Source organism: Achromobacter ruhlandii (assembly GCF_002082135.1).
Taxonomy (GTDB): Bacteria; Pseudomonadota; Gammaproteobacteria; order Burkholderiales; family Burkholderiaceae_B; genus Achromobacter; species Achromobacter ruhlandii.
On sequence record NZ_CP017433.1, the window covers coordinates 5,174,645 to 5,201,331 of the forward strand.

The 26,687-nt window shown below is 67.9% G+C and carries 24 protein-coding genes; 16 read left to right on the forward strand and 8 right to left on the reverse strand.

Translation table 11 applies throughout. The features are described 5' to 3' along the window. Window position 1: 1 nt before the first annotated feature. From AruCF_RS23430 to AruCF_RS23440, 3 genes are all read left to right on the forward strand, one after another. A complete protein-coding gene (locus AruCF_RS23430; protein WP_080977511.1) occupies window positions 2-1,192 on the forward strand; it encodes an efflux RND transporter periplasmic adaptor subunit in 1,191 nt (396 codons plus the stop codon). A gap of 36 nt (window positions 1,193-1,228) precedes the next feature. Further along, on the forward strand, window positions 1,229-4,444 hold the full coding sequence (locus AruCF_RS23435; protein WP_049076547.1) for an efflux RND transporter permease subunit: 3,216 nt from the start codon (window positions 1,229-1,231) through the stop codon (window positions 4,442-4,444). 67 nt (window positions 4,445-4,511) lie between these two features. After that, window positions 4,512-5,999: an efflux transporter outer membrane subunit gene (locus AruCF_RS23440; RefSeq protein WP_049076548.1), complete on the forward strand. Its 1,488-nt coding sequence runs from the start codon at window positions 4,512-4,514 to the stop codon at window positions 5,997-5,999. Between the two features lie 108 nt (window positions 6,000-6,107). Here the strand turns inward: AruCF_RS23440 and AruCF_RS23445 are convergent, their stop codons facing one another. The 6 genes from AruCF_RS23445 to AruCF_RS23470 are packed head-to-tail and all read right to left on the reverse strand — an operon-like array spanning window position 6,108 to window position 12,019. After that, entirely contained in the window at window positions 6,108-7,067 is a 960-nt protein-coding gene (locus AruCF_RS23445; RefSeq protein WP_049076550.1) for a Csu type fimbrial protein, read from the reverse strand. Window positions 7,068-7,078: 11 nt separating this feature from the next. After that, a complete protein-coding gene (locus AruCF_RS23450) occupies window positions 7,079-9,547 on the reverse strand; it encodes a fimbria/pilus outer membrane usher protein (RefSeq protein WP_158324584.1) in 2,469 nt (822 codons plus the stop codon). A 7-nt stretch (window positions 9,548-9,554) separates the two neighbouring features. Continuing rightward, window positions 9,555-10,340 (reverse strand): fimbrial biogenesis chaperone, encoded by a 786-nt coding sequence (locus AruCF_RS23455; RefSeq protein WP_217349494.1) that lies wholly within the window; start codon window positions 10,338-10,340, stop codon window positions 9,555-9,557. Then, on the reverse strand, window positions 10,340-10,888 hold the full coding sequence (locus AruCF_RS23460) for a Csu type fimbrial protein (RefSeq protein WP_080977513.1): 549 nt from the start codon (window positions 10,886-10,888) through the stop codon (window positions 10,340-10,342). Before AruCF_RS23460 ends, AruCF_RS23455 begins: the two co-directional genes overlap by 1 nt. Further along, window positions 10,882-11,397, reverse strand: a complete 516-nt coding sequence (locus AruCF_RS23465; protein WP_049076557.1) for a Csu type fimbrial protein — start codon at window positions 11,395-11,397, stop codon at window positions 10,882-10,884. The genes AruCF_RS23460 and AruCF_RS23465 overlap by 7 nt, the downstream gene beginning before the upstream one ends. Window positions 11,398-11,446: 49 nt before the next feature. Continuing rightward, the gene (locus AruCF_RS23470) at window positions 11,447-12,019 is read right to left on the reverse strand and encodes a Csu type fimbrial protein (protein WP_068957075.1); all 573 of its coding nucleotides are present in this window, start codon (window positions 12,017-12,019) and stop codon (window positions 11,447-11,449) included. A 205-nt stretch (window positions 12,020-12,224) separates the two neighbouring features. Here AruCF_RS23470 and thpR point away from each other — a divergent pair, with 205 nt between their 5' ends. The 3 genes from thpR to AruCF_RS23485 all read left to right on the forward strand — a co-directional run bounded on the left by thpR (window position 12,225) and on the right by AruCF_RS23485 (window position 14,813). Beyond that, entirely contained in the window at window positions 12,225-12,755 is a 531-nt protein-coding gene (thpR, locus tag AruCF_RS23475; protein ID WP_080977514.1) for an RNA 2',3'-cyclic phosphodiesterase, read from the forward strand. A 56-nt stretch (window positions 12,756-12,811) separates the two neighbouring features. Continuing rightward, window positions 12,812-13,372, forward strand: a complete 561-nt coding sequence (locus tag AruCF_RS23480) for a 5'-3'-deoxyribonucleotidase (protein ID WP_049076561.1) — start codon at window positions 12,812-12,814, stop codon at window positions 13,370-13,372. Between the two features lie 103 nt (window positions 13,373-13,475). Next, window positions 13,476-14,813 carry an NAD(P)H-dependent oxidoreductase gene (locus AruCF_RS23485; RefSeq protein WP_049076563.1) on the forward strand — a complete coding sequence of 446 codons (1,338 nt, stop codon included), beginning with the start codon at window positions 13,476-13,478 and terminating at the stop codon, window positions 14,811-14,813. Window positions 14,814-14,882: 69 nt separating this feature from the next. Here the strand turns inward: AruCF_RS23485 and AruCF_RS23490 are convergent, their stop codons facing one another. Both AruCF_RS23490 and AruCF_RS23495 read right to left on the reverse strand, forming a co-directional pair. Beyond that, window positions 14,883-15,635: a FadR/GntR family transcriptional regulator gene (locus tag AruCF_RS23490; protein ID WP_049076565.1), complete on the reverse strand. Its 753-nt coding sequence runs from the start codon at window positions 15,633-15,635 to the stop codon at window positions 14,883-14,885. Between the two features lie 152 nt (window positions 15,636-15,787). After that, entirely contained in the window at window positions 15,788-16,525 is a 738-nt protein-coding gene (locus AruCF_RS23495; RefSeq protein ID WP_049076567.1) for an SDR family NAD(P)-dependent oxidoreductase, read from the reverse strand. A gap of 238 nt (window positions 16,526-16,763) precedes the next feature. Between AruCF_RS23495 and AruCF_RS23500 the strand changes: the two genes are divergently transcribed. The 10 genes from AruCF_RS23500 to AruCF_RS30030 all read left to right on the forward strand — a co-directional run. Continuing rightward, window positions 16,764-17,564 (forward strand): shikimate dehydrogenase family protein, encoded by an 801-nt coding sequence (locus tag AruCF_RS23500; RefSeq protein WP_049076569.1) that lies wholly within the window; start codon window positions 16,764-16,766, stop codon window positions 17,562-17,564. Window positions 17,565-17,618: 54 nt separating this feature from the next. Further along, window positions 17,619-18,854: a branched-chain amino acid ABC transporter substrate-binding protein gene (locus tag AruCF_RS23505; RefSeq protein WP_049076571.1), complete on the forward strand. Its 1,236-nt coding sequence runs from the start codon at window positions 17,619-17,621 to the stop codon at window positions 18,852-18,854. Window positions 18,855-18,990: 136 nt separating this feature from the next. Then, complete coding sequence (locus AruCF_RS23510) at window positions 18,991-19,932, forward strand: branched-chain amino acid ABC transporter permease (RefSeq protein WP_006386228.1); 942 nt, start codon at window positions 18,991-18,993, stop codon at window positions 19,930-19,932. Then, complete coding sequence (locus tag AruCF_RS23515) at window positions 19,929-21,203, forward strand: branched-chain amino acid ABC transporter permease (RefSeq protein ID WP_049076573.1); 1,275 nt, start codon at window positions 19,929-19,931, stop codon at window positions 21,201-21,203. Before AruCF_RS23510 ends, AruCF_RS23515 begins: the two co-directional genes overlap by 4 nt. Beyond that, the gene (locus AruCF_RS23520) at window positions 21,200-21,952 is read left to right on the forward strand and encodes an ABC transporter ATP-binding protein (RefSeq protein WP_049076574.1); all 753 of its coding nucleotides are present in this window, start codon (window positions 21,200-21,202) and stop codon (window positions 21,950-21,952) included. Before AruCF_RS23515 ends, AruCF_RS23520 begins: the two co-directional genes overlap by 4 nt. Continuing rightward, entirely contained in the window at window positions 21,949-22,668 is a 720-nt protein-coding gene (locus tag AruCF_RS23525; protein ID WP_006386225.1) for an ABC transporter ATP-binding protein, read from the forward strand. The genes AruCF_RS23520 and AruCF_RS23525 overlap by 4 nt, the downstream gene beginning before the upstream one ends. A gap of 28 nt (window positions 22,669-22,696) precedes the next feature. After that, window positions 22,697-23,485, forward strand: a complete 789-nt coding sequence (locus AruCF_RS23530) for an SDR family NAD(P)-dependent oxidoreductase (RefSeq protein ID WP_049076575.1) — start codon at window positions 22,697-22,699, stop codon at window positions 23,483-23,485. 29 nt (window positions 23,486-23,514) lie between these two features. Beyond that, entirely contained in the window at window positions 23,515-25,698 is a 2,184-nt protein-coding gene (locus tag AruCF_RS23535) for an alpha-ketoacid dehydrogenase subunit alpha/beta (protein WP_049076576.1), read from the forward strand. After that, complete coding sequence (locus AruCF_RS23540; RefSeq protein WP_049076577.1) at window positions 25,695-26,186, forward strand: VOC family protein; 492 nt, start codon at window positions 25,695-25,697, stop codon at window positions 26,184-26,186. The genes AruCF_RS23535 and AruCF_RS23540 overlap by 4 nt, the downstream gene beginning before the upstream one ends. A 12-nt stretch (window positions 26,187-26,198) precedes the next feature. Further along, window positions 26,199-26,687 (forward strand): biotin/lipoyl-containing protein (locus AruCF_RS30030; protein WP_302476729.1); only part of this gene is annotated, 489 nt, incomplete at its 3' end.

The following is a 26,687-nucleotide window of genomic DNA, read 5'->3' on the forward strand; positions in this document are numbered from 1 at the left end:
CATGGTTTCGCGTAATCGTATTGCTATGCTCGTCGTTTTCGCGGCCGTCATCGCGGCCGGCGGTGGCTACGCCCTGTTTCGCGCCCCGGCGGGCGCCAATGCGGCCCAGGCCCAGGGCGCGCCCGCCGCGCCCCCTGTCGAAGTGGCGGAAGTGGTCAACAAGACCATCGTCGACTGGCAGCGCTATTCCGGCCGCCTGGAAGCCATCGACCGCGTGGACATCCGCCCGCTGGTCTCCGGCACCCTGACCGCCGTGCACTTCCAGGACGGCAGCATCGTCAAGAAGGGCGACGTGCTGTTCACCATCGACCCGCGTCCCTATGCGGCCGAAGTGGACCGCGCCGCCGCCGCCCTGACCGCCGCCAAGGCCCGCGCCTCGTACACGGCCACCGAACTGGCACGCGGCCAGCGCCTCTTGGCCGACAACGCCATCGCCCGCCGCGACTTCGAGGAAAAGCAGAACGCCGCGCGCGAAGCCGCGGCCAACCTGCAGGGCGCGCAGGCCGCGCTGGACTACGCCAAGCTCAACCTGGGCTACACCCGCATCGAGGCGCCGGTCGCCGGCCGCGTGTCGCGCGCGGAAGTCACGGTCGGCAACGTGGTCGCCGCCGGCGCCACCTCGGTGCCGCTGACCACGCTGGTGTCGGTCTCGAAGATGTACGCCTCGTTCGACGTCGACGAGCAGACCTTCCTGAAGTACGTGAACCCGGCCCGCAACGGCAAGGCCGGCTCGGTGCCGGTCGAGCTGGGCCTGGCCAACGAGGAAGGCTATTCGCGCACCGGCTTCGTGCAATCGGTGGACAACCGCCTGGACGCCACGTCCGGCACCATCCGCGTGCGCGCCGAGTTCGACAACGCCGACGGCACCCTGCTGCCCGGCCTGTACGCCCGCATCCGCCTGGGCGGCAGCGAGCCGCGCAGCGCCGTGCTGATCGACGAGAGGGCCATCGGCACCGACCAGGACAAGCGCTACGTGCTGGTGCTGGACGACAAGAACCACGCCAACTACCGCCAGGTGAAGCTGGGCGCCAACCAGGAAGGCCTGCGGGTCGTGGACTCCGGCCTGGCCCCTGGCGAACGCATCGTGGTCAATGGCTTGCAGCGCGTGCGCCCCGGCGACGCCGTGAGCCCGACCGTGGTGCCGATGGTCGCGGCGCAACGCAACCCGGTCAAGACCGCGGCCGCCAACTAAGCCGCCGGTGAACCGCAAAGCAGAACGAGAACGTTCATGAATATCTCGAAATTCTTCATCGACCGGCCGATCTTCGCCGGGGTGTTGTCCGTGCTGGTGCTGCTGGGCGGCCTGCTGGCCATGTTCCAGCTGCCGATCTCGGAATACCCGGAAGTGGTGCCGCCCTCGGTGGTGGTGCGCGCGCAGTACCCGGGCGCCAACCCCAAGGTCATCGCCGAAACCGTCGCCTCGCCGCTGGAGGAATCCATCAACGGCGTGGAAAACATGCTGTACATGCAGTCGCAGGCCAACAGCGACGGCAACCTGACGCTGACGGTCAACTTCAAGCTGGGCGTGGACCCGGACAAGGCGCAGCAGCTGGTGCAGAACCGCGTGTCGCAGGCGTTGCCGCGCCTGCCGCCGGACGTGCAGCGGCTGGGCGTCACGACCACCAAGAGTTCGCCCACCCTGACCCTGGTGGTGCACCTGATCTCGCCCAACGACCGCTACGACATCACCTACCTGCGCAACTACGCGATCCTGAACATCAAGGACCGCCTGGCGCGCATTACCGGCGTGGGTGAAGTGACGGTGTGGGGCGCGGGCAACTACTCGATGCGCGTGTGGCTCGACCCGCAGAAGGTCGCGCAGCGCGGCATGACCGCCGCCGAAGTGGTCGCGGCCATCCGCGAGCAGAACGTGCAGGTCGCCGCCGGCGTGATCGGCGCGTCCCCGACCCTGGGCGACGTGCCGCTGCAGCTGAACGTGAATGCGCGCGGCCGCCTGCAGACCGAAGAGGAATTCCGCGACATCATCCTCAAGACCTCGCCCGACGGCGCCGTGACGCACCTGTCGGACGTGGCCCGCGTGGAACTGGATGCCCAGGAATACGGCCTGCGTTCGCTGCTGGACAACAAGCAGGCGGTGGGCATGGGCATCATGCAGTCGCCGGGCGCCAACGCACTGGACGTGTCGTCGCAGGTACGCGCCGCCATGGCCGAGCTGGCCCAGGACTTCCCCCCGGGCGTGGAATACCGCATCGAATACGACCCGACCCAGTTCGTGCGCTCCAGTATCGAGGCCGTGGTGCACACGCTGCTGGAAGCCATCGCGCTGGTGGTGCTGGTGGTGATCCTGTTCCTGCAGACCTGGCGCGCGTCCATCATCCCGCTGCTGGCGGTGCCGGTGTCCATCGTGGGTACGTTCGGCCTGCTGCTGATGTTCGGCTATTCCATCAACGCCCTGTCGTTGTTCGGGATGGTGCTGGCCATCGGGATCGTGGTCGACGACGCGATCGTGGTGGTGGAAAACGTCGAGCGCAACATCGCGGCGGGCCTGAGTCCGCGCGACGCGACCTATCGCGCCATGCGCGAGGTGAGCGGCCCCATCATCGCCATCGCGCTGACGCTGTGCGCGGTGTTCGTGCCGCTGGCGTTCATGACGGGCCTGACCGGCCAGTTCTACAAGCAGTTCGCCATGACCATCGCCATCTCGACGGTGATCTCGGCGTTCAACTCGCTGACCCTGTCGCCCGCTTTGTCGGCCCTGCTGCTCAAGAGCCACCACGACAAGCCGGACTGGCTGACGCGGGGCATGAACCGCGTGTTCGGCCGCTTCTTCAACTGGTTCAACAACATGTTCGGCCGCGCTTCGGAAAGCTACGGCGTGGGCGTGTCCGGCGTGATCCGCCGCAAGGCCGGCGCCATGGGCGTCTATGCGGTGCTGGTGGCCGCCACCATCGGCGTGTCGTACCTGGTGCCGGGCGGCTTCGTGCCGGCGCAGGACAAGCAGTACCTGATCGGCTTCACCCAGCTGCCCAACGGCGCCTCGCTGGACCGCACTGACGCCGTGATCCGCCGCATGAGCGACATCGCCCTGAAGGAACCCGGCGTGCAGAGCGCCATCGCCTTCCCGGGCCTGTCCATCAACGGCTTCACCAACAGTTCCAGCGCCGGCATCGTGTTCGTGATGCTCAAACCCTTCGACGAGCGCAAGGGCGCCGCGCTGTCGGGCAACGCCATCGCGGCTTCGCTCAACCAGAAGTTCGCGGCCATCCAGGACTCGTTCATCGCCGTGTTCCCGCCCCCGCCCGTGATGGGCCTGGGCACACTGGGCGGCTTCAAGTTCCAGATCGAGGACCGCGGCGCCGCCGGCTACGCCGAACTGGACAAGGCCAAGTCCGCGTTCCTGGCCAAGGCGCGCCAGGCGCCCGAGCTCGGCCCCGCGTTCTCCAGCTACGAGATCAACGTGCCGCAGCTGGACGTGGACCTGGATCGTGTCAAGGCAAAGCAGCTGGGCGTGCCGGTGACGGAAGTCTTCGACACCATGCAGATCTACCTGGGTTCGATGTACGTCAACGACTTCAACCGGTTCGGCCGCGTGTTCCAGGTGCGGGCGCAGGCGGACGCGCAATACCGCGCGCATGCCGATGACATCCTGCAGCTCAAGACCCGCAATGCCGCCGGCGACATGGTGCCGTTGTCGTCGCTGGTGACCGTCAAGCAGACCTTCGGCCCCGAAATGGTGGTGCGCTACAACGGCTACACCGCCGCCGACATCAACGGCGGACCGGCGCCGGGCTATTCGTCCGACCAGGCCCAGGCCGCGGCCGAGCGCGTGGCCGCCGAAACCCTGCCGCGCGGCATGAAGCTGGAATGGACCGACCTGACCTACCAGCAGATCCTGGCGGGCAACGCCGGCCTGTGGGTGTTCCCGATCAGCGTGCTGCTGGTGTTCCTGGTGCTGGCCGCGCTGTATGAAAGCCTGACCCTGCCGCTGGCCGTGATCCTGATCGTGCCGATGAGCATCCTGGCGGCGCTGACCGGCGTCTACCTGACCGGCAACGACAACAACATCTTCACCCAGATCGGCTTGATGGTGCTGGTGGGGCTGTCGGCGAAGAACGCGATCCTGATCGTGGAATTCGCCCGCGAGCTGGAGATGAACGGCCGCTCGCCGCTGGAAGCCGCGATCGAGGCCAGCCGCCTGCGCCTGCGTCCGATCCTGATGACGTCGATCGCCTTCATCATGGGTGTAGTGCCGCTGGTGCTGTCGTCCGGCGCCGGTTCGGAAATGCGCCACGCCATGGGGGTCGCGGTGTTCTTCGGCATGCTCGGCGTGACGCTGTTCGGCCTGTTCCTGACGCCGGTGTTCTACGTGCTGCTGCGTTCGATGGGCGGCAAGAAATTGCACTCGGCCGCGCCGCACGAAGCGCCTGTGTGCGTGCCGCACATCGACCCGCACGCGCCACCCGCGCCGCAGCACAACGCCTGATCCGGCCCGCAAAAATAGCCAGCGCGTCCCGTCCCGAACGGCGGGGCGCGCGCCCAAGAGAATCGTCATGAAGACCAAAAGACTGATCCGCGGTTCCGCCCTGCTTGCCGTCCTGCTCGTGCTGGCCGGCTGCGCGGTGGGTCCGACCTACGAACGGCCCGCGGCCGCCACGCCGGCGGCGTACAAGGAAGCCGCCCTGCCCGCCTCGGAAGCGGGCACCTGGAAGACCGCCCAGCCCTCGGAAGAGCAGTTGCGCGGCGAATGGTGGAAGGTGTTCGGCGACGAAGGCCTGAACCAGTTGCAGGAAGAGGCCCTGAAGGCCAACCAGAACCTGCAGGCCGCCGCCGCCCGTCTGACCCAGGCCCGCGCGCTGCAACGCGAGGCCCGCGCAGGCTTCTTCCCCAGCCTGGACGCGGGCTTCGGCCCGAACCGCCAGCGCCCCTCGGCGGTGTCGCAAGGCCTGCCTGACGGCACGCCGACGCGGCCGGTGACCACCTGGCGCGCCCAAGGCACGGTGTCGTACGAGGCCGACCTGTTCGGCCGCGTCGCCTCCACCGCCGACGCCGCCACCGCCGATGCGCAGCAGAGCGAGGCGCTGTACCGCTCGGTGCTGCTGGCGCTGCAGGCCGATGTCGCCACCACCTATTTCCTGGTGCGCGAGCAGGATGCCGAAGCCGCGCTGTACCGCCAGACAGTGCAACTGCGCACCGAGACGCTGCAACTGATCCAGCGCCGCTATGACGCGGGCGACATCAGCGAGCTGGACCTGGCGCGCGCCAAGGCCGAGCTGGCCTCGGCGCAATCGGAAGCGCTGGGCATCGACCGCCGCCGCGCCGCCGGTGAACACGCGCTGGCCGTGCTGTTGGGCCGCGCGCCGTCGGAATTCGCGATGCCGCCCAAGCCGATCGAGAAGGTGGCGCTGTCGATCCCGGCCGGCCTGCCGTCGACGCTGCTGGAACGCCGCCCCGACATCGCCGCGGCCGAGCGCGCCATGGCTGCCGCCAACGCCCGCGTGGGCGCGGCCAAGTCGGCGTTCTTCCCGCGCCTGGACATCACCGGCGCGTTCGGCTACGAGTCGTCGGAACTGGGCAACCTGTTCCAATGGTCGAGCCGCACGTTCCTGCTGGGCCCGCTGGTCGGCGCCGCGCTGTCGATGCCGATCTTCGACGGCGGCCGCCGCCAGGCCGGCCTGGACCGCGCCCGCGCGGTGTACGAGGAAGACGTGGCGGTGTACCGCCAGACGGTCCTGAACGCATTCCGCGAAGTCGAGGACAACCTGTCCAACCTGCGCATCCTGGCCGACCAGACCCGCGCGCAGGACGCGGCGGTGGAAGCCTCGGCCCGCGCCGCCAAGCTCTCGCACACGCAATACCGCGAAGGCTCGATCAGCTATCTCGATGTGATCGAAGCGGATCGCAGTGTGCTGCTGCAGCAGCGCGTTGCCGTGCAGTTGAGCGGTGAACAGGCGCGGTCGGCGGTGGATCTGATTCGGGCGATCGGGGGCGGGTGGGGGAATCCGGTTCCTGGCGCCGAGAACGTCGCGGCGAATCCTTAACGCCCGGACGGCAAGGAAAAGGGGGGGGTCATCCACCCCTTTTCGTCCCTTCCGGCCGCTATCCTATGACCTGGTTCTTTGCGCCAGCGAGGCTCGCGGTGAACAGGCTCAATACTCGATCACCACGATTGGACGATCAATGTAGTCTCCCACCGGCACATCGGCCTGACCCGGGTTGACCCGACCTTCGATCGTGACCTCTTGCGTCACCCCCAGGCCCGTGCCGCCAAGCGGCGTGTTTGCCGGGATCGCGGTGTTTGTCCCCGGCAGGTAGAGCTGGTACGCGATGTAGTTGTTACCAGCGCCTTTCATCCTGCGCATGCCGCCCGCCGCGTTTTCGCCCTCGCCGAAGTACATTTTGAACGGCACCAGCAGGGTGCAATAGAGATTCAGCCTGGCGGTGGCCGGCTGGAACAGGGACACCAGCGGCTGCGAGCCGAAGTCCAGCACAGCGGCTGAACCGTTGAACAGGCAGGATTTGCGCACATCCACCGTGACGTTGACGGTCGTGACAGCCGTGCCGCTATGCCAGGACCAGGGGGCACAAAGGCCCAGCGCGCCCAGGGAACAGTAGCCCCATTCCCAAGTTAGGGTAATGGTATCGCTGTAGTAGGTCGCCGTTGGAACGGCTCCCGCCTGTGTCTCCAGGAACAACTGCACGCTGCCACCCACCGAGCCGCCGGCTCCCAGGAAACTCAAGCCACCCTGCGGCAGATCGACCTGTTGGCCGAAAGGCAGATTAATGGTTCCCTTGGCATCGCTGTACAGCTTGTAGGGCAGTCGGGCAATGCCGAACAGTGCGGTCATTGCTCCGTTGTTGGCGCTGCGCGCGGTCACCTTCAACTGGGAATTGGTGCCCAGATTGATGAGCGAGAAAAAGTTGCAGGTGAACTTGGAATCGAACTGCCGCGAATTCTGGCTGTTGTAGAGCTGCCAGGAATAGAACGAACCAAAGTTGATGGGCGGCGCGGTGCCTCCCTGGCAGTTGTTGTCGGCGGCAAGGGCCGTCGCGGGCAGCCCGGCAAACAAGGCCAGCAGGAGGGTTAGCGACCGAAGCGTATTGAGCATGAGAAGGCCGTTTATTGGCAGGTAAGCGGACCGAGCCGGAAGATGCCGGCCTGTGCCGGCACCGGTCCAAGCGTGATGCGGCAGGCCGGCTCGCCATTGGCGGGAATGACACTAATCAGGCTGTTGGCGGGCAAGGTTTCCAGATAGACCTCGCCCTCCCGGCCGACCCAGGCGACGTCCCTGCCATCCGCCCGCACCTGGCTGCCAGGGACGATCGGCCGGCCACTGGCGTCCAGGGCCGAAAAGACCGCGGAGCGCTGCTTTTCCACCGGGAATCGCAATAGCAGCCCGCTACGATCACGGATAGCCGCCTCGGTCTTGGCAACGGGAACCTTGACGTCGGCGGGCAGATTCACCGGGTTGATCTCGAAGTGGGCCGGATACCAGGACGAGACGGAAGGAATCAGCAGGTGCCCGCTGCTGTCGGTATCGCCGACATACTGGTTCTCGAAACTCACCGGGACGCCGGCATAACCGTCCGTCGAAATCAGTGCGAAGGCGTCCGTCACTGGCCGTGAAAAATATACGGCGCCGTCCATGGCGATGACAGAACCGCCAAGCTGCGCCCATTGCGACAGATCGCCGCTTGCGCCATACACCCCGCTGCGCAGGTCGAAACGCTGGGTACGCCAATTGATCTCGGCCTGCCGGTACACGCTGGCGCCCGGGTTGTGGCTGGCGCCCAGGCTCCAGCCCACGCCGCCGGCCAGGGGGGCGGCCCGCATGTAGCTGGCCTGCTCCGAACGCCGTCCGTCACGGTCGCGGCTCACGCTCGCGCTGGCGGAAGATCCATCCCCCAGCGAGATCGACAGCGACAACTGGGCGTTGTAGCCACCCGTGCCAATCTCGCGGTTGGCGCTGGTGTAGAGGCTGACGCCCTGTCCCAACGCGATCCCATAGGAAAGGTTGAGCAGGCGCGTGCGCTGTCCCGGCCCGTAGTCCACGTCGAACCATCCCATCCCCAGCGACCCATAGCGCCCCATCGACAGGCTGGCGGTGGCCTGGTCTTCCTGCCGCGCCAGGCGGCCGGCGCTGCGGTAACGGCCCAGATTGGCGAAACCGTCGTCACGATGCGTGCGACGCACGCCGACACTGAAGCGCTGGTTGGCATAGGAGTAGCCTAGCGACCACTGCCCGCCATTGACGGCCTGGGCGTTGTAGCCGGACGGATTGGCGGCGGCCTGGGCGGGCTGCCCCGTCAACGCGGTATACGGCGAGCGCACACGCCAGGCGTAGGCATCCGACTGCCCCACCTTACCGGCCGCGGCATGACTGGCGGCAACCGTCGCGCTGAACACGCCGTACACCCCCAGTTGGACATTCGAGCCAACCCCGGCGGCGGCGAATCCGGCGGCGCCCTGCGCCCATCCCGTCGCGGTCCAATCGGACGTCACGCCGTGACGGAAAACGCCGCTGGCCGCGAGATCGCCGTAGTCGAAAGATGACAGACCATACCGCCTGCGCAACAGGCCGGCCGAGAGACTGTAGTCGGACAGGCCGGGCTGCAGCAGGTCATTGGACACATAGAACGACACCTCCTGGCTCACCTCGCGGCCCAGGGCATCGCGCGTCACCACGGTTGCCGTGCCGGCGCCGTTGATATACGGCATGCTTTGCAGGGTGAAGGGGCCGGGGCCGACCTCACGCGATCCCATCCGGTAGTTGTTGATGAACAGGTCCACCGCCGTCGGCACCGCCGCCTGTCCGGCGAACTGCGGGATTGGAAAGGTCACCAGGTCGGGGCGCGTGGCAAAATTTCTTCCGACCTGGACCCCCGCCATGCGCACCGAACTGGAATCGGCCAGTGTATCGGTGATGAGGTCACCCACGACATACTTGCGCATGGTGGCGGCGTCGTTATAGCGCCATTGCGTGTCGTAGCGCATGAAGCCGGGACCGCCGCCAAAGTCCTGCCCGCGCAGCGTCCGGCGCCAGGCGCCGGTCGAGGACAGCGTGCCATAGGCACTGAACAGACGCGGCTCGTTCCAAACCGATAGTGAGGCACTGCGCGGCCCATTATTCAGGTAGGCGTCGTAATTCATCAGCAAGCCTGTCGAGCTGGCGGCCTGCGTGCTGGAAGGCTCCCGCTGTGTCATGTCCACGACCTGGCGGGGCAGCCACTCCGGTGGCACGCTGATCATCAGCCGCTGCGTGGCATTGTCCAACGCCACCCGCACCCCGGGTATCAGGTCGACGGCAACCAGTTCGTGGGCCGGCGCTTCGACCTTCACGCCCGCCTCCTTCAGAATGGCCGCGGGCAGGTAGTAATGCCCCAGCCGATAGTCCACTTTACGCGCCTGGCCAGCGGACTTGCCGTTGACCACGATATCGAGATACAGGATGCCGTCCGGCATGGAGAACGACGCTTCGGCCGCCTGGGCGTGGACTTTGCCGGCGCATGCGACCAACACCAGGGCAATGACGTTCGGACACAGCCGGGCGGCGCCGCACCGCGCCAGGGAATGAAGGAAGCCAGACACGTCAGCATCACCGGATCGAGATTGCCCGCGGTTCCCTATCGGCATTGACAATGGCCTTCAATGTGCCGCCCGCCTGGACCGAAGCGGGCACTTCGAAGCGCATTTCAGCGCCAGGCAGTACGTAGCCGAGCAGGCCCGGCACGCTCCACACCTCTCGCCCACCAACGACAAAGCTGACATGCGACAGGCGCGCATGCACCGGACCGCTGTTGCGCAGGATCAGCCAGCGTTGGCCCTGCCCGGCCTGCACGGCGTAAGTGAGCACCGGCTGGGCGGCGGCCTTGGCGTCCGGATGCTTGCGCACATCCTCGCGCGTCCAGGCGCCCTTGCCGCTGACGAAGAGTGGGACGGAATAGCGCATCTGGAATGCCAGCCCCGCCACCTGCCCGGCAGGCGCGGCGGCCGGCTCCGGACCGCTCTGGCCGGGAATCTCGTCGATCAGGATGCGGTATGCCTCCTGCTTGCCCGCCTGGACTGGCACGGTGCGTATCAGGCGCAGCAACTGGCGCTGCCCGGGTTGGATCTCGGCCGCGGGCGGACTGACCACGATGTTCTCCTGCGGCGCCAACTCGTCCGCCCCATTGGCCTGGGTCCAGCGTAGCGCGCGGATCTGGATGCGGGAGGCGGACTTGCCGTTGTTTTCCAGCCAGATCGCCGTCCCCGCATCGTCGTGCTCGATCACGGGGTCGATGGGCCAGACAAGGATGGAGGCGGCCGCGAAGGCCGTGCACGATAGGCACAGAGCGGCTAGCGCGCCGGCAAGGCGAACAGGGAGTTTCATGGAAATGGCCATCAGTAGTAGACAGTGACGATCAAGTCGTCGGTGTAGACGCCGGGTTCGGGTGGTGTCTGGGTGCTCAGCAGCTTGGCGTAGATAGGCAGCACGACCGGCCCGCCGGTCGCAGTGAATTGCGCACCCTCGCTGCTTTGGCCCCAACGCTGGCTGTAGGCGCTGTCGCGATACAGCTCGTACCTCAGGACCTTGCCACTGGCGGCGTGCTTGACCTGCCGACCGGCATACCACCAAAGCGCGCCGGCATTGCCGCCATCGTTGATGTCGACGCGGAACGTCGTGCCCGGCGTGCACGTCATGGCGACGCTACCGGCGCCAACGCTGGAGCGGGTCTTCACCTCCTTGTCCAGCCGATACACGACACCGAAATCGATCGTGCCGAGCGACAGCAGTGGCGCCTGGGGAGTGCCGAACCAACAACCCGGTGTGATCGCCGCCCGCACCGTCATCACCTGTGATACGGTTTCGGCCCGCGCGCTCCCCAGCAATAGGATTCCGGCCAGGAGCGTCGCGCGCGCGCGCGGCCCATGCAATCGCGCCGTCACCATTGAATGGTTACCTTGACGGTATCGCGATACAGCCCACCAGCCGGCGTTGCCTGCGGATTGATCGCCGCGTAGACGGGAATCGTTTCTTCCGCACCTGTGCCCAGGCGCGTCACCGGAGCACTCGCGGTCAAGGGCTGGCTCAGGGAAGCATCGCCAAAGAGCGCGTATGGCACGAAGGCTCCCCCCGGCCCCTTCAACCGACGTTGTGTACCTGTATCGTTTTCGCCCGCGCCCAGTACGACCCGATAGGGCACGCCAGTAGCGCATTGCACGCGGATATCCGCGCCCCGCTGCCCGGTCAACCTGCTGGCCAGGCTGGGATGGCTGCCGAAATCCAGTTTGCCGAACGACGCCGTGGCGGTGCCTGTCGACGTGGCACCCACCGAGCACAAGGTGGCAATGACCACGCGCACGCCGAGGGTGGCACTGCCAGACTGCGAAAATGTCTGGGCATGCGCGCCATCGGCCAGGGCAAGGCAGCAGAGCGAGAAGAGAATACGGCGAAGCATGGCGATCACAGGAACCCGCACCCGGTGCCGGTCCTGTCCTGATAAGGCGTTACCAGCTGACGGTCAGCATGACGATGTCCGTGTACTTTCCGGACGCGGGGGTCTTCGCCATGGTCGGAATGCGGCCGTACACCACCATGTCTTCCGCCGTGCCGCTGCCTGTGCCGGTATAGGGATTCTTGCTGTCCCACAACGACTGGCGCGCGGCGTCCTTGTACAGGTTGTACGGTACGAAGTCGTCCTTGCCGCCCCCCACGAGCGCCAGGCGCCGCGCGCCCTGGCCAGAGGAATTGCGGCCGTCATCCAGCGAGACGCGGTAGGACACGTCCTTGGTGCAGTTCAGCTGGACAATAGCGCCCGCCGTGCCCTTGGCCTGCGCATCGATCGAGTTGTTCGTCAGCGACGACACCTCGCCAAAGCTCAGCGTGCCGAAGGCATTGGCTCCGTTGACCGAACCATTTACCACTTCGCAGCCTTTGCCGATGGTCAGTTCGACGGCCAACTGGCCGCGCACCTCGCCCGCGGAATAGGTAGGAGCAGCAGCGGGTGGGTCGGCCGCGAACGACGCCGCGGAGAAGGCGCAGCCACACAGCATGGCGGTATTCAAAAGGGTTTTCTTCATGGAATGGCTCTGATTCGACAAATGACAAGGGTGAAAGCCGCGGCGCCGTCGACGTACGTGGGTTCGGAAGGCATTACAGCAATTCGTCAGATCGATCTGAATCAGACAATTCCGGATCGCGTCTCGCAGCCTCCGCGAACAGCGAGCCAATCCGGCGATTCAGAATCGTCTTACCCGGCCGCGCAGGATCGGGCACAATTCCGCCATGTCGACCCTCCGCCTCTTCTACGCCCTCTGGCCCGAGCCTGACCTGGCTGACACGCTATCCACCTGGGCCGCCCAGGCCCAGCCGCACAGCCATGGCCGCCCCATGCGCACGGAAACCCTGCACATGACGCTGGCCTTCCTGGGTTCCGTGGAAAAGGAGATCGCCGACGAACTCATCGACGCCACCCCCTACCATCGCCTGCAGCCCGGCACTGTCACCCTGGATCGTTACGGCGTCTTCGCCCGCCCCCGCATCCTCTGGGCCGGCCCCGAGCAGACTCCGGATTCGCTGCAGGCCAGCCACGACGGCCTGTGGCTCTGGCTGTCGGCGTTCGGCTTCGCCCCGCCGACGCAGCCGTTCCGCCCCCACGTCACGCTGCTGCGCAACATCGAGCGCAACGACCCGCCGGCCGACGCCCCGCCGCCCGTGACCTGGCGCTATGACCGCATGGTGCTGGTGGCATCCGAATCCACCGACGGCGGCAGCCGCTACCGCGTCGTCGCCCGGTCGAAACCGCAGCCGGACTGAGGCCGCGGCCCGGCGCTCTGGCACAATCGAGCGCGTCGCAACGACTTAGGATCTCCATGATCATCCTGCTCGACCAAGACGGCGTGCTGGCCGACTTCGAACATGCCTTCATCGACGCCTGGCGCGCGCGCCACCCCGGCATCGCGCCGGTGGCGTTCGAGGACCGCAAGTCCTTCTACATCCGCGAGGACTATGCGCCCGAACTGCGCGGCATGGCCGAGGCCATCTACACCGCGCCCGGCTTCATCCGCAACCTGCCCCCGGTGCCGGGGGCGCTGGAAGCCGTGCAGGAACTGCTGGCGCTGGGCATGGACGTGCGCATCTGCACCTCGCCGCTGTCGCAGTTCGAGAACTGCGTCGCCGAGAAATACCTGTGGGTCGAGAAACACCTGGGACGGGAGGCCACCAGCCGGCTCATCCTGACCAAGGACAAGACCCTGGTGCACGGCAATCTGCTGATCGACGACAAGCCGTTGATCCAGGGCGCCGTCAAGCCGCGCTGGAAGCACATCCTGTTCGACGCGCCCTACAACCGCCAGGTCACCGACCGTCCGCGCATCACCTGGGGCAACTGGCGCAACGTGCTGGCGGGCGAGCTGTATACGGCCGACGAATGACGGCCGGATGACATCCTGACGGCGGGGTGGCCGGCCCTGTTCAGCGGCCGGGGTTGGGACTATCCTGTGGTGCTGTATCCCCACCTCTGGAGGAGCCTGCACCATGAATCTGCACCGACTGCTCAAGCAGCGAGAAGCCGACCACAAGCCCTTGCGCGTAGCGCTGCTGGGCGCCGGAAAGTTCGGCGCGATGTTCATGAGCCAGGCCCCCCGCACGCCCGGCATGCGGCTGGTGGCGGTGGCCGACCTGACGCCCGACCGCGCCCGAGCCGCGCTTACCCGGGTCGGCTGGCCCGCCGCCGCGCTCAACGCCGCCAGCATCGGCGACGCGCTCAAGCACGGCAAGGTCTATTTCACCGATGATCCCCACGCGGTCATCGCCAGTCCCGACGTCGACATCGTCATCGACGCCACCGGCCAGGCGGCCGCCGGCATTGGCCACGTGCTGGCCTGCTGCGAGCACGGCAAGCACATCATCATGGTCAACGTCGAGGCCGACGCGCTGGCGGGCCCCTTGCTGGCGCGGCGCGCGCGCGAAGCCGGCATCGTCTATTCGCTGGCCTACGGCGACCAGCCGGCGCTGATCTGCGAGATGGTGGACTGGGCGCGCGCGGCGGGCTTCGAGGTGATGGCGGCCGGCAAGGGCACCAAGTACCTGCCCGAGTTCCACACTTCCACGCCCGACACCGTCTGGCCGTACTACGGCTTCACCGCCGAGATGGTGGCGGCCGGCGACTTCAACGCGCAGATGTTCAACAGCTTCCTGGACGGCACCAAGAGCGCCATCGAGATGGCGGCGGTGTCCAACGCCACGGGCCTGCTGCCCTCGCCGTCCGGCCTGCATTTCCCGCCCTGCGGCGTGGACGACCTGGCCCGCGTGCTGCGGCCGCGCGAGGACGGCGGCATCCTGCACCACCGCGGCCAGGTGGAAGTGATTTCCTCGCTCGAACGCGACGGCCGGCCGGTGTTCCGCGACCTGCGCTGGGGCGTGTACGTGACGCTGGCGGCCGACAGCGACTACGTGCGGCGCTGCTTCAAGGAATATGGCCTGGTCACCGATCCCAGCGGCAATTACACCGCCATGTACAAACCGTATCACCTGATCGGCCTGGAACTGGGCATCAGCGTGGCCAGCGTCGGCCTGCGGCGCGAGCCCACGGGGGCGCCGGCCGGCTGGCATGGCGACGTGGTGGCCACGGCCAAGCGCGATCTGCAGGCCGGGCAGTTGCTGGACGGCGAAGGCGGCTACACCGTGTACGGCCGGCTGATGCCGGCGCGCGACTCGGTCGACGAAGGCTACCTGCCGCTGGGCCTGTCGCACCAGGTCAAGCTCAAGCACGCGGTGCGGCAGTCTCAGGCGATCCGCTGGAGCGACGTGGAATACGACGATCGTTCGGCCGCGGTGCAGTTCCGTCGCGAAATGGAACAGACCTTCGCCTGAACGCGGCGGACGCCGGCGGGCCCGGACGCCGGCGGCGTGGCCGGGGCGCCGAGGCGCCCGATGGCCGCGTCAGACCGGCGGCGAACGTTCCGCCTGGAACAACCGCAGGCGGTCGGCGGCGTTGCGCAGGTGCTGCTCGGCGGCCTTGCCGGCGGCATCGGGATCCCCGCCCTCGATGGCGGCGAAGATCGCCTGGTGCTCGCTCTGCACGGCCGCCATGCGCTCGGCATACATGCGCGCCGTGTTGTTGCGCGCGCTGCGGATGACGCGCCGCACATTCGCTTCCAGGTAGTCGTTCAGCGCCACCAGGTGCGGGTTGTGCGTGGCCTGCACGATGGCCTGGTGGAACTGGTAGTCCTCTTCGTCGCCCAGCTTGTCGTTGATGAGCGCGTACTCCATGCCCACCAGCGCCTGGCGCATCTTCTTCAGGTCGGGTTCGGTGCGGCGCTGCGCCGCGTAGCGCGCGGCGGTGACTTCGATCGACAGCATCAGCTCCAGGATGTGTTCCAGGTCCTGGTTGTCGCCCGGCGTGGGCGCGGCGATGCGGAAGGCGTTGCGCTGGAAGTTCGGATCGACGAACACGCCGCTGCCTTGCTGCGAGGTGATCAGGCCTTCGGATTTCAGGCGCGCCAGCGCCTCGCGCACCACGGCGCGGCTGACCGAGTAGATCTCGGTCAACTGCTTTTCGGTGGGCAGGCGGTCGCCGGGCGCCAGGGTGCCCTGGCGGATCTGCTCGGCCAGCGCGTCGGCCACGCCCGCCGAAAGCGAATGTCTGGGCGCGGCGCGCTGCGGGTCGGAGTCCTGTGCTTGAGTGGGCTGCATGGGGAATCGTTAAAACGTGAAGGCGGCTCGCGGCGGGGATGCCCCTGGGACGCGCCGGCCCGTGGTTATAGGAATTCTCGACGTTTCACTGCGGCGGCGCCCTTGAAAATTATAGGATTTTGCCGGAATCAAGGGCGCGGCCGCTTCAGACTTTACGCGATATAGATGCCGCCGTTCACCTGCATCACCTCGCCCGTCACGAAACCGGCCAGCGGCGAGCACAGGAAGGCGATCGCGCCGGCGATTTCCTCGGCCGTGCCGAAGCGCCGCAACGGCGTGCTCTCCAGCAGCTGCGCGCCCTTCTGGCCGATCAGGTCGTGCGTCATGGAGGTGGCGATGATGCCAGGCGCCACCGCGTTCACCCGGATCTGCGGCGCCAGCTCCAGCGCCAGGCTGCGGGTGAAGCTCTGCACCGCGCCCTTGGAGGCCGAATAGGCCGCGTGCGCGTAGCTGCCGCGCTGCGCCGCCAGCGACGTCAGCAGCACGATCGAGCCGTTCTGGCGCAGGTGGCGCTGGGCGGCGCGGCACACATAGAAGGTGCCGTCCAGGTTGACGCCCATGAGCTTCTTCCAGGCCTCGTCGCTGGTGTCCTTGACCAACTGCTCGGGGTAGATGCCGGCGCAATGCACCAGGTGGTCGATGCCGCCGAAATGCTGCGCGGCGCGTTCCAGCACCCGGTCGCAATCATGCGAGGCGGCCACGTCCAGCGCGTGCACGAACACCCGCTGGCCGCTGGCGTCCAGCTCGGCGGCCACCTCGTCCAGGCGCGCCTTGTCGATGTCGGTGAGCACCAGCCGGGCGCCATGGGCGGCCATCAGCCGCGCGGTCGCCAGACCGATGCCATTGCCCGCCCCGGTGATGGCCACTACCTGTCCTTCGAACGAAATCATGCTGTCTCCAAAGCGCTTTTTCGGGGGCACGCGCCCGCTCCCGGGGCGCCGCCAACGGTTCGATTGAACCGCCAAATGCATCGCTTGACACGGGAAAAACGCTTGCCCTATGATTTATCGGACAACTTAATAAAGTTGCCTGACAACTTGTGTTGAAAGCGTAAAGCAACTGGCGATTTCAAGCAAGGGCGTCAAGAAAACACGGCCAACGGCCGCATGACAGGCAGGGGACAACCAGGTGGAAATCACCGGCAGCACAACCGTATTCGCGATCGCGGCCGACCCGATCGCGCACGTCAAGACGCCTCAGCGGCTCAACGCCCTGCTGCGCGAGCGCGGCATCGACGCCGTCATGGTGCCGTTCCACGTGGCCGCGGCCGGCCTGCCCGGCCTGTTCGCGGGCCTGCGCGGCCTGGCCAACCTGGGCGGACTGGTGGTCACCGTGCCTCACAAGGAGAGCGCCGCCGCGCTGTGCGACGCCCTCACCCCTGCCGCCGAACTGATCGGCGCCGTCAACGCCGTGCGGCTGCGCGACGGCTGCCTGACCGGCGGCAACTTCGACGGCCTGGGCTTCGTCGCCGGCCTGCGCGGCCAGGGCCATGAGCCCGCCGGCCGCCATGTCTACCTGGCGGGCCTGGGCGGCGCCGGCAAGGCCATCGCCTGCGCCATCGCCGAGGCCGGCCCGGCCAGCCTGCGCCTGTACAACCGTTCGCCCGGCAAGGCCGAGGCATTTGCCGAGCGCCTGGCGCGCCACTATCCCGGCCTGGCCATCAGTGTGGCCGGCCCGCGTCCCGAGTCCTGTGACATCGCCATCAACGCGACCACCCTGGGCCTGGACGACAACGATCCCCTGCCCTTCCCGCTGGATGCCCTGGCGCCCGGCGCCGTGGTGGCCGACGCCGTAATGAGCCGCGTCGACACGCCGCTGCTGCGCGCCGCGGCCGCGCGCGGCTGCCGCACCCATCCCGGCCTCTACATGCTGGAAGGACAACTCACCGAAATTGCCCGCTTCCTGGGCATAGAAGAGCCGCATTCCTGAGCGCGCTTGCTTGATTCACGGACCTACCACTCCCGTTCCACGGAGGAGACACGCATGAAATTGGCTTTCACCACCGGCCTGTTGTGCCTGGCCGGCATTGCCGCATCGGCCCAGGCCGCGCCCGTCAAGATCGGCCTGATCGAGACGCTGTCCGGCCCGCAGGCCTCGACCGGCCTGATGTTCCGCGCCGCGGTCAAATACCAGTTGGACCGCATCAACGCCGCCGGCGGCTGGAACGGCCAGCCGCTCGAACTGGTCGAGTTCGACAACCAGGGCGGCCCGGTGGGCGCCTCCGACCGTTTCCGCGCCGCGGCCGCCGAAGGCGTGCAGATCCTGGTGCAGGGCTCGTCCTCGGCCATCTCCGGCCAGCTGACCGAGGACGTGCGCAAGCACAACCTGCGCAATCCGGGCAAGGAAGTGGTGTTCCTGAACGTGGGCGGCGAAGCCCTGGAACTGACCGGCCAGAAGTGCCACTTCTACCACTTCCGCTTCACCACCAACGCCGACCTGCGCGTCAAGGCGCTGGCCTCGGTCATGTCGGCCGACGGCACGCTGGGCAAGCGCGTCTACGCCATCAACCAGAACTACTCCTGGGGCCAGGACATGGAAGGCGCCACCGAGCGCTTCGCCAAGCAGTACGGCTATGAAGTGGTCGGCAAGACGCTGCACGAAGTCAACAAGATCCAGGACTTCGCGCCCTACGTGGCCCGCATCCGCTCGGCCAATCCCGACACCGTCATCACCGGCAACTGGTCCAACGACCTGCTGTTGCTGATGAAGGCCACGCAATCGGCCGGCCTGAAGGTGCGCTTTGCCACCGTGTTCCTGGACCAGGTCGGCAACCTCGCCAACGCCGGCGAGGTTGCGCTGGGCCACTACATCGCCCACCCCTACAACATCGAGGCCGCGGGCGAGGAAGGCGCCAAGTTCGCCGAGGACTACAAGGCCAAGACCGGCCACTACCCCAGCTACACCGAGCCGCAGACCGTGATCGGCATCACCTTCCTGGGCGAAGCGCTCAAGCAGGTCCAACCCAAGGACGGCAAGCTGTCGGTGCCGGACCTCGCGCGCGCGCTGGAGAAGGTCACCTACACCTCGCCGCTGGGCACCTACACCATGCGCGCCGAAGACCACCAGGTGCAGCTGCCGATGGTGGTGTCCAAGGTCGGCAAGAACGCCAAGTACAAGGCCGACGGCACCGACATGGGCTTCGAGCCGGTCAAGGTGCTGTCCGCCGCGGACGTGTCCGCGCCGGTGCAGGCCACCTGCAAGATGGTTCGCCCGGACTGATGACGCGACGGCCACGGACGGCATGCCGTCCGCGGCCACTCGCCAATAAAACGCTCACCGGCGCGGGGCCGGAAAAAACAGGGCGTGATCGATCGCCAGGCGCCCGGCGCCTGCGCGCAAGGATTTTGGAGCGGACATGGAATACTTTACCGTCTCGCTGTTGAACGGCGTGATTTACGGCCTGCTGCTATTCATGGTGTCGGCAGGCCTGACACTGATCTTCGGAATGATGGGCGTGCTCAACTTCGCGCACGCCTCGTTCTACATGATAGGCGCGTACGCCGCCTATACCCTGACGCCCGTCACCGGGTTCTGGACCGCGCTGGTGCTGGCCACCGTCATCGCCGGCGTGCTCGGCATGGGCGTGGAGCGCTTCTTCCTGCGCCGCGTGCACAAGTTCGGCCACGCGCAGGAATTGCTGGTGACCTTCGGCCTGGCGTTCATCGTCGCCGAGCTCATCAAGCTGTTCTACGGCGACTTCCCGGTCGACTACCGCGTGCCGCAGTTCCTGAACTTCGCGGCCTTCCGCGTGTTCGACGCCGACTATCCCTTCTACCGCCTGCTGATGGGCGGCGTGTCGCTGGCGATGTTCGCGGTGATCTACCTGCTGCTGTCGCGCACCCGCGTCGGCATCGTGGTGCGTTCGGCCATCTACCGGCCGCGCATGGCCGAGGCCCTTGGCCACAACGTGCCGCTGGTGTTCATGAGCGTGTTCGGCGTGGGCGCGGCGATGGCCGGCCTGGCGGGCGCGGTCGCGGGCGCCTTCTACACCACCAATCCGAACATGGCGCTGGAACTGGGCGTGCTGGTGTTCGTGGTGGTGGTCGTGGGCGGCCTGGGCTCGCTTGAAGGCGCCATGATCGCCTCGCTGCTGATCGGCCTGATCAGCTCGTTCTCGGTCGGCATCGACGCCAGTCTGGCGACGCTGTTCGGCCTGTTCGGCGCCGGCGAGTGGGCCGAGAGCGTGGGCGGCCTGATGACGGTGAAGATCTCCAGCCTGGCGGCGACGCTGCCCTTCCTGCTGATGCTGGTGGTGCTGCTGGTCAAGCCCTCGGGCCTGAAGGGAGAACAGGCATGAGCCAGACTTCCTCGCGCCGCGCCACCGCCGGCCTGCTGTTGCTCGCCTGCGTGGCCGCGTTGTGCGCGCTGCCGTGGCTGCTGCCCGCCGGCCAACTGGTCGCGGCGGTGCAGATGCTGATCGCGGCGCTGTTCGCCTGCGCCTTCAACCTGCTGGCCGGCCAGGGCGGCATGCTGTCCTTCGGCCACGCGGCCTACTTTGGCGTCGGCACCTTCGCCACCATCCACGCCATGAACGCGCTGGGCGGCGCGGGCCTGTTGCCGACGCCGCTGATGCCGCTGGCGGGCGGCGTGGCCGGCTTGCTGTTCGGCCTGGTCGCGGGCTGGTTCGCCACCATGCGCGCCGGCGTGTACTTTTCGATGATCACGCTGGCGCTGGCCGAACTGCTGCATGCGCTGGCGCCGCACCTGAAAGGCGTGTTCGGCGGGGAAGCCGGGCTGTCCGCCATGCGCATGCCGGCCTGGGGCTTCACCTTCGGCTCGGACGTCGAGGTGTACTTCCTGGTGCTGGCCTGGGTGCTGGTGTCGCTGGCCGCGCTGTATGGCCTGACCCGCACGCCGCTGGGCCGCCTGACGCTGGGCCTGCGCGAAAACGCCAACCGCCTGCGCTACCTGGGCTACCGGCCGCACACGCTCAAGACCATGGTGTTCGCGCTGTCGGCCATGTTCGCCGGCATCGCAGGCGGCCTCCAGGCATTGAACATCGAGGCCGGCAACTACGTGCTGTTCGAGGTCAAGCTGTCGACCGACGCGGTGCTGTTCGCCTACATCGGCGGCGTCAACGCCTTCCTCGGCCCGGTGCTGGGCGCGTCGATCCTGACCTTCCTGTCGCAGACGCTGGCCGACATCACCCGTTCCTGGCTACTGTACCAGGGCATCCTGTTCGTGCTGGTGATGCTGTTCGTGCCGGACGGCCTGGTCGGGCTGGTGCAGCGCGCCGCCAAGTCGCTGCGCCAGCGCGGGCTGGCGGACTGGCTGCCGCGCGCCGCGGTGTCCGTCGCCGGCGGCCTGCTGCTGACCGGCGCCACGGTGTTCTCGGTGGAACTGCTGCAACGCATGTTCGCGCGCGACTATCGCTCGCTGCTGGCGATGAACCCCGATGCCGGCTGGCCCGCCATTTCCCTGTTCGGCCACGACTGGGCGCCGCTGGCGCTGTCGACCTGGCTGCTGCCGCTGGCGCTGTTCGCAGGCGGCCTCTTGGCCTGCCGCTGGGCGCTGGCCCTGTGGCGCGGCGAGGCCGAGGCCGCGCCCGTGCTGGAGACCGCAAAATGAGCCACGAGATCCTGACCCTGACCGACGTGCGCAAGTCCTTCGGCGACGCGCAGATCATCCGCGGCGTCAACCTGACGGTCGAGGCCGGCGAACGCCACGCCGTCATCGGTCCCAACGGCGCCGGCAAGTCCACGCTGTTCCACCTGATGTCGGGCTCGTTCGCGCCGACCTCGGGCGACATCAGCCTGCGCGCGCGCCCGATCGGCGGCCTGCCGCCCGAACGCATCAACCGTCTCGGCCTGGCGCGTTCGTTCCAGATCACCAACGTGTTCCCGCGCCTGTCGGTGCGCGAGAACCTGCGGCTGGCGGTGCTGCGCATGCACGGCCTGGTCTACAACTTCTGGCGCCCCATCGCGCGCCACCGCGCCGTCAACGAGAACGTCGACCAGCTGCTGGAAAAAGTGCGTCTGGCGCCCAAGCAGCACACCGCCGCGGGCGACCTGAACTACTCCGAGCAGCGCTCGCTGGAAATCGGCATGACGCTGGCCTCGCGGCCCAAGGTGATCCTGCTGGACGAGCCGATGGCCGGCATGTCGCAGCACGAGGTCGACTACACCGTCGAACTCATCAAGGACGTGACGCGCGACTGCACCCTGCTGATCGTCGAACACGACATGCAGGTGGTGTTCTCGCTGGCCGACCGCATCAGCGTGCTGGTGTACGGCGAGATCCTGGCCACCGGCACGCCCGCCGAGATCCGCGGCGACGCCCGCGTGCGCGAAGCCTACCTGGGAGAGGAAACGGTATGAGCATGCAATCCCCCCTGCTGGCCCTGCAAGGCGTGCACGCGCACTACGGCAAGAGCCACATCCTGCACGGCATCGACCTGACGGTGGGCCGCGGCGAAGTGGTCAGCCTGCTGGGCCGCAACGGCGCCGGCCGCTCCACCACCATGAAGAGCATCATGGGGCTGGTGGACGTGACGGGCGGCCGCATCGCCATCGAAGGCCGCGACATCACCAACAAGCGGCCTTTCGAGATCGCCCGCGCCGGACTGGGTTTCGTGCCGGAGGAGCGCGAGGTGTTCGCCAACCTGACGGTGGACGAGAACCTGCGCATGGGCGAACAGCCCGTCCGGCCCGACGCGCCGGCCTGGACCATCGAGCAGATGTTCGGCTATTTCCCGCGCCTGAAGGAACGCCGCAATACCCGCGCCGGCAACCTGTCCGGCGGCGAACAGCAGATGCTGACCATGTGCCGCTCGCTCCTGGGCAATCCCAAGGTGATGCTGATCGACGAACCCACCGAGGGCCTGGCGCCCAAGATCGTGGAAGTGATCGCCGACGTGATCCGCGACATCCACCAGCGCGGCGTGTCGGTGGTGCTGGTCGAGCAGAAGCTGACCATCGCGCTGAAGGTCTCCACGCGGGTGAGCGTGATGGGCCATGGCCGCATCGTTTTCGAAGGACCGCCCGCGCAGCTGCATGAGCGCCAGGACGTGGTCCAGGAATGGCTGGCGGTCTGACCGCGGCCCTATCTGTAGAGGCAAGCACTTGGACAATACCCCTGAAATACGCCACGCCGATCTGCGCGGCAAGAACGTGGTGATCACCGGCGGCGCCAAAGGCATCGGCTACGCCACGGCCGAGGCGTTCGTGCGCCAGGGCGCGCGGGTGGCGCTGCTGGACATGGACCCGGTAGCGCTGGACGCGGCCGTGGCCGGGCTGCGCGCGGCCGGCGGCGAGGCCCTGGCCGCGCAGGCCTCGGTCACCGACGCCGAGGCGGTCGAACGCGCCTTCGCCCAGGTCGAGCAGGCCTGGGGCGGCATCGACGTGCTGGTCAACAACGCCGGCATCTCGGCCAACAAGCCGTCGCTGGACGTCACCCCCGAGGAATGGCGCCGCGCCGTCGACATCAACCTGACCGGCGTGTTCCTGTGCGCCCAGGCCGCCGGCCGCCGCATGGTGCCCAAGGGCGAGGGCTGCATCATCAACCTGGCCTCCATGTATGGCGTTGTAGCCGCGCCCGACCGCGCCGCCTACTGCGCCACCAAGGGCGCGGTGGTGCTGCTGACCGAGACCCTGGCGGTGGAATGGGGCCCGGCGGGCGTGCGCGTCAACGCGCTGGCGCCCGGCTACGTCGAGACCGACCTGGTGCGCGACCTGGCCGCGCGCGGCCGCCTCGACCCCGAACGCCTCAAGCAGCGCACGCCGCTGCGGCGCCTGGCGCAGCCGACCGAAATGGCCGACCTGGCGGTGTTCCTGGCGTCCAGCCAGGCCGCCTACATCACCGGACACACCCTGGTGGCCGATGGCGGCTGGAGCCGCTACAGCTACCTCTGACCGCTTACCTACATTCTGGAGATTCACTCATGGCCACCTACCAACCGCTTGGTTCCCAGGCGCCCTGGCGGCAACTGACGGTCGAGGCCTCGGACTGGCAACAGGCCGACCCGGCGCTGCTGGCCACCATGCTGACGCAACTGCACTGGATCCGCGCCTTCGAGGAAGCGGTGCTGGACCTGGCCGCCGAAGGCCTGGTGCACGGCCCCGCCCACTCGTCGGTGGGCCAGGAAGGCGGCGCCGTCGGCTCGGTGCTGGCGCTGGGCGCCGGCGACCAGATCAACGGCTCGCACCGCGGCCATCACCAGTTCCTGGCCAAGGCGCTGCAACACGTCGCGCCGCTGGGCCTGGATCCGCGCAACCCGCTCACGCCCGCCATCGACGAAGTGCTGCACAAGACGCTGGCCGAGATCATGGGCCTGGCGCAAGGCTACTGCCGCGGCCGTGGCGGCAGCATGCACCTGCGCTGGCTGGAAGCCGGCGCGCTCGGCACCAACGCCATCGTCGGCGGCGGCGTGCCGCTGGCGGCCGGCGCGGCCTGGGCCCACCGCCACGCCGGCACCGACCGCGTGGCCGTGACGTACTTCGGCGACGGCGCCGTCAACATCGGCTCGGTGCTCGAGACGATGAACCTGACCGCCGCGTGGAAGACGCCGCTGTGCTTCTTCATCGAGAACAACCGCTACGCCGTGTCCACCACGGTGGAGGAATCGACCGCCGAGCCGCGCCTGTCGGCCCGTGGCCAGGCCTTCAACATCCCGGCCTGGCAGGTCGATGGCATGGATCCGCTGGCCGTGCACCTGGCCATGTCGGAAGCCGTGGCGCACATGCGCGCCGGCAACGGCCCCACCATCATCGAGGTGGACGTCTACCGCTTCTTCCACCAGAACGGCCCCTTCCCCGGCAGCGCTTTCGGCTACCGCAGCAAGGAAGAGGAAGCGCAATGGCGCCGCCGCGATCCGCTCGACAAGATCGCCGCCGAGATGATCGGCCGCCAGCTCATCACCCAGGCCGAGGTCGACGCCCTGCGCCAGCGCTGCAAGGACGTAATGAAAGACGTGTCGGGCCGGCTGACCGAGGCCACCGACGGCGGCAAGCGCCGCGTGCGCGCCGACCTGTGGCCGCGCCCCGACTTCCGCGACGTGGGCCTGCGCAGCGACGGCTCGGAACTGGCCGGCCTGCGCTACCAGGACGCCGCCGACTACGCCGGCGCCCTCGCCGAGCGCAAGTTCGTGGACGCGGTGGCCGACGTGCTCGACCGCCGTATGGAGACCGACCCGGGCGTGGTGGTGCTGGGCGAGGACGTGCACCGCCTGAAGGGCGGCACCAACGGCGCCACGCGCGGCCTGAAGGACAAGTACCCCGATCGCGTGCTGGGCACGCCGATCTCCGAGAACGCCTTTGCCGGCCTGGGCGGCGGCCTGGCCATGGACGGCCGCTACAAGCCGGTGGTGGAATTCATGTATCCCGACTTCATGTGGGTCGCGGCCGACCAGATCTTCAACCAGATCGGCAAGGCCCGCCACATGTTCGGCGGCGACATCGACGTGCCGTTCGTGCTGCGCACCAAGGTGGCGATGGGCACGGGCTACGGCTCGCAGCACTCGATGGACCCGGCCGGCGTCTTCGCCACCGCGCCGGGCTGGCGCATCGTCGCGCCGTCCACGCCGTATGAGTACATCGGCCTGATGAACACCGCGCTGGCGTCCAAGGACCCGGTGCTGGTGATCGAGCACGTCGACCTGTACGCCTCGTCGGGCGAGGTGCCCGACGGCGACCTGGACTACGCCATTCCGTTCGGCAAGGCGCGCGTGCGCCGCGCAGGTTCCAAGGTCACGGTGCTGACCTACCTGTCGATGGTCAGCCGCGCGCTCAAGGCCGCCGAAGAGACCGGCGTCGACGCGGAAGTCATCGACCTGCGCACGCTGGACCGCGCCAACCTCGACTGGGACACCATCGGCGCCAGCATCCAGAAGACCAACAACGTGCTGATCGTCGAACAGGGCGCGCGCGGCACCTCGTACGGCGCCATGCTGGCCGACGAGATCCAGCGCCGCTACTTCGACTGGCTCGACCAGCCGGTCAAGCGCGTCACCGGCGGCGAGGCCTCGCCCAGCATCTCCAAGGTGCTGGAACGCGCGGCCTTCGCCGACACCGAGGAAGTCATCGCCGGCCTGAACGACGTGCTGGCCGACCTGGGAGAACGCGCATGAGCGCCGCCCTGCGCATGAGCGTGCCGATGGAAGTCGGCATCTGCTGCGCCGACCTGGACGCGCTGCTGGCGTTCTACACCGAGGTGGTCGGCCTGACGCTGGTGAACCGCGTCAGCGTGCCGGCCGACAAGGCCCGCGCCACCGGCCTGACACCGCATGGCTACGACGTGGCGCGCCTGCAGACCTCGTATGGCGAGCGCATCAAGCTGCTGCAGCCGGCCAGGGCGCCGGAGCCGGCGGTGCGCGGCGCCGCCATCCTGGACCGCCAGGGCAGCGCCTACCTCACCTTCATCGTGCATGACCTGGCCGGCACCGTCGAGCGCCTGCGGACGCGCGGCGTGGTCTTCGACAGCGAACCGGCGCCAATGGAAGTACGGCCCGGCACCTGGCTGGCCTTCTTCCGCGACCCCGAAGGCAATGTGCTGGAACTGGTCGAATACGACGACCCGGCGGCCTACCGGCCCGACCTGGCCGTGCGCGCAGAATAGGACGAACTACACGTGGCACACCTTATCAAGCTCCCCTCCGTCGCGGCCGATGCCGACGCCGGCACGCTGCACCAATGGCTCAAGCAGGAAGGCGACACGGTCGCCGTGGGCGAGGCGCTGGCGGAAATCGAAACCGAGAAAGCAATCGTCGAGATCAACGCCGAACAGGCGGGCGTCTTGGGCCGCATCGTGGTGCAGGCCGGCCCGGCGTCGGTGCCGATCAACACCGTGATCGGCGTGCTGCTGGCGCCGGGCGAGGACGCCAGCGCGATCGACAAGGCGCTGGCGGAACACGGCGCGCAGTCAGCGGCCCAGCCGGCCGTGGCACAGCCTGCCGCAGCGCCGGCCGCGGCGACATATGCCGCGGCTACGCCGACGACCGCGACTTCGACGGCCGCGACCGCCGCACGCGACGCCACCGCCGACGCCCCCGCGCCCGGCACGCGCCGCTTCGCCAGCCCGCTGGCGCGCCGCCTGGCCGCGCAATGGCACGTCAACCTG

Excerpts from the sequence above, each read along its gene's own strand:
- AruCF_RS23515 (WP_049076573.1), top strand. The coding sequence starts at position 19,929 with ATGAGCCAGACTTCCTCGCGCCGCGCCACCGCCGGCCTGCTGTTGCTC.
- AruCF_RS23490 (WP_049076565.1), bottom strand. The coding sequence starts at position 15,635 with ATGCAGCCCACTCAAGCACAGGACTCCGACCCGCAGCGCGCCGCGCCC.
- AruCF_RS23470 (WP_068957075.1), bottom strand. The coding sequence starts at position 12,019 with ATGAAGAAAACCCTTTTGAATACCGCCATGCTGTGTGGCTGCGCCTTC.
- AruCF_RS23445 (WP_049076550.1), bottom strand. The coding sequence starts at position 7,067 with ATGCTCAATACGCTTCGGTCGCTAACCCTCCTGCTGGCCTTGTTTGCC.
- AruCF_RS23495 (WP_049076567.1), bottom strand. The coding sequence starts at position 16,525 with ATGATTTCGTTCGAAGGACAGGTAGTGGCCATCACCGGGGCGGGCAAT.
- AruCF_RS23535 (WP_049076576.1), top strand. The coding sequence starts at position 23,515 with ATGGCCACCTACCAACCGCTTGGTTCCCAGGCGCCCTGGCGGCAACTG.
- AruCF_RS23480 (WP_049076561.1), top strand. The coding sequence starts at position 12,812 with ATGATCATCCTGCTCGACCAAGACGGCGTGCTGGCCGACTTCGAACAT.
- thpR (WP_080977514.1), top strand. The coding sequence starts at position 12,225 with ATGTCGACCCTCCGCCTCTTCTACGCCCTCTGGCCCGAGCCTGACCTG.
- AruCF_RS23465 (WP_049076557.1), bottom strand. The coding sequence starts at position 11,397 with ATGCTTCGCCGTATTCTCTTCTCGCTCTGCTGCCTTGCCCTGGCCGAT.
- AruCF_RS23510 (WP_006386228.1), top strand. The coding sequence starts at position 18,991 with ATGGAATACTTTACCGTCTCGCTGTTGAACGGCGTGATTTACGGCCTG.
- AruCF_RS23525 (WP_006386225.1), top strand. The coding sequence starts at position 21,949 with ATGAGCATGCAATCCCCCCTGCTGGCCCTGCAAGGCGTGCACGCGCAC.
- AruCF_RS23485 (WP_049076563.1), top strand. The coding sequence starts at position 13,476 with ATGAATCTGCACCGACTGCTCAAGCAGCGAGAAGCCGACCACAAGCCC.
- AruCF_RS23460 (WP_080977513.1), bottom strand. The coding sequence starts at position 10,888 with ATGGTGACGGCGCGATTGCATGGGCCGCGCGCGCGCGCGACGCTCCTG.
- AruCF_RS23430 (WP_080977511.1), top strand. The coding sequence starts at position 2 with ATGGTTTCGCGTAATCGTATTGCTATGCTCGTCGTTTTCGCGGCCGTC.
- AruCF_RS23520 (WP_049076574.1), top strand. The coding sequence starts at position 21,200 with ATGAGCCACGAGATCCTGACCCTGACCGACGTGCGCAAGTCCTTCGGC.
- AruCF_RS23440 (WP_049076548.1), top strand. The coding sequence starts at position 4,512 with ATGAAGACCAAAAGACTGATCCGCGGTTCCGCCCTGCTTGCCGTCCTG.
- AruCF_RS23455 (WP_217349494.1), bottom strand. The coding sequence starts at position 10,340 with ATGGCCATTTCCATGAAACTCCCTGTTCGCCTTGCCGGCGCGCTAGCC.
- AruCF_RS23435 (WP_049076547.1), top strand. The coding sequence starts at position 1,229 with ATGAATATCTCGAAATTCTTCATCGACCGGCCGATCTTCGCCGGGGTG.
- AruCF_RS23540 (WP_049076577.1), top strand. The coding sequence starts at position 25,695 with ATGAGCGCCGCCCTGCGCATGAGCGTGCCGATGGAAGTCGGCATCTGC.
- AruCF_RS23505 (WP_049076571.1), top strand. The coding sequence starts at position 17,619 with ATGAAATTGGCTTTCACCACCGGCCTGTTGTGCCTGGCCGGCATTGCC.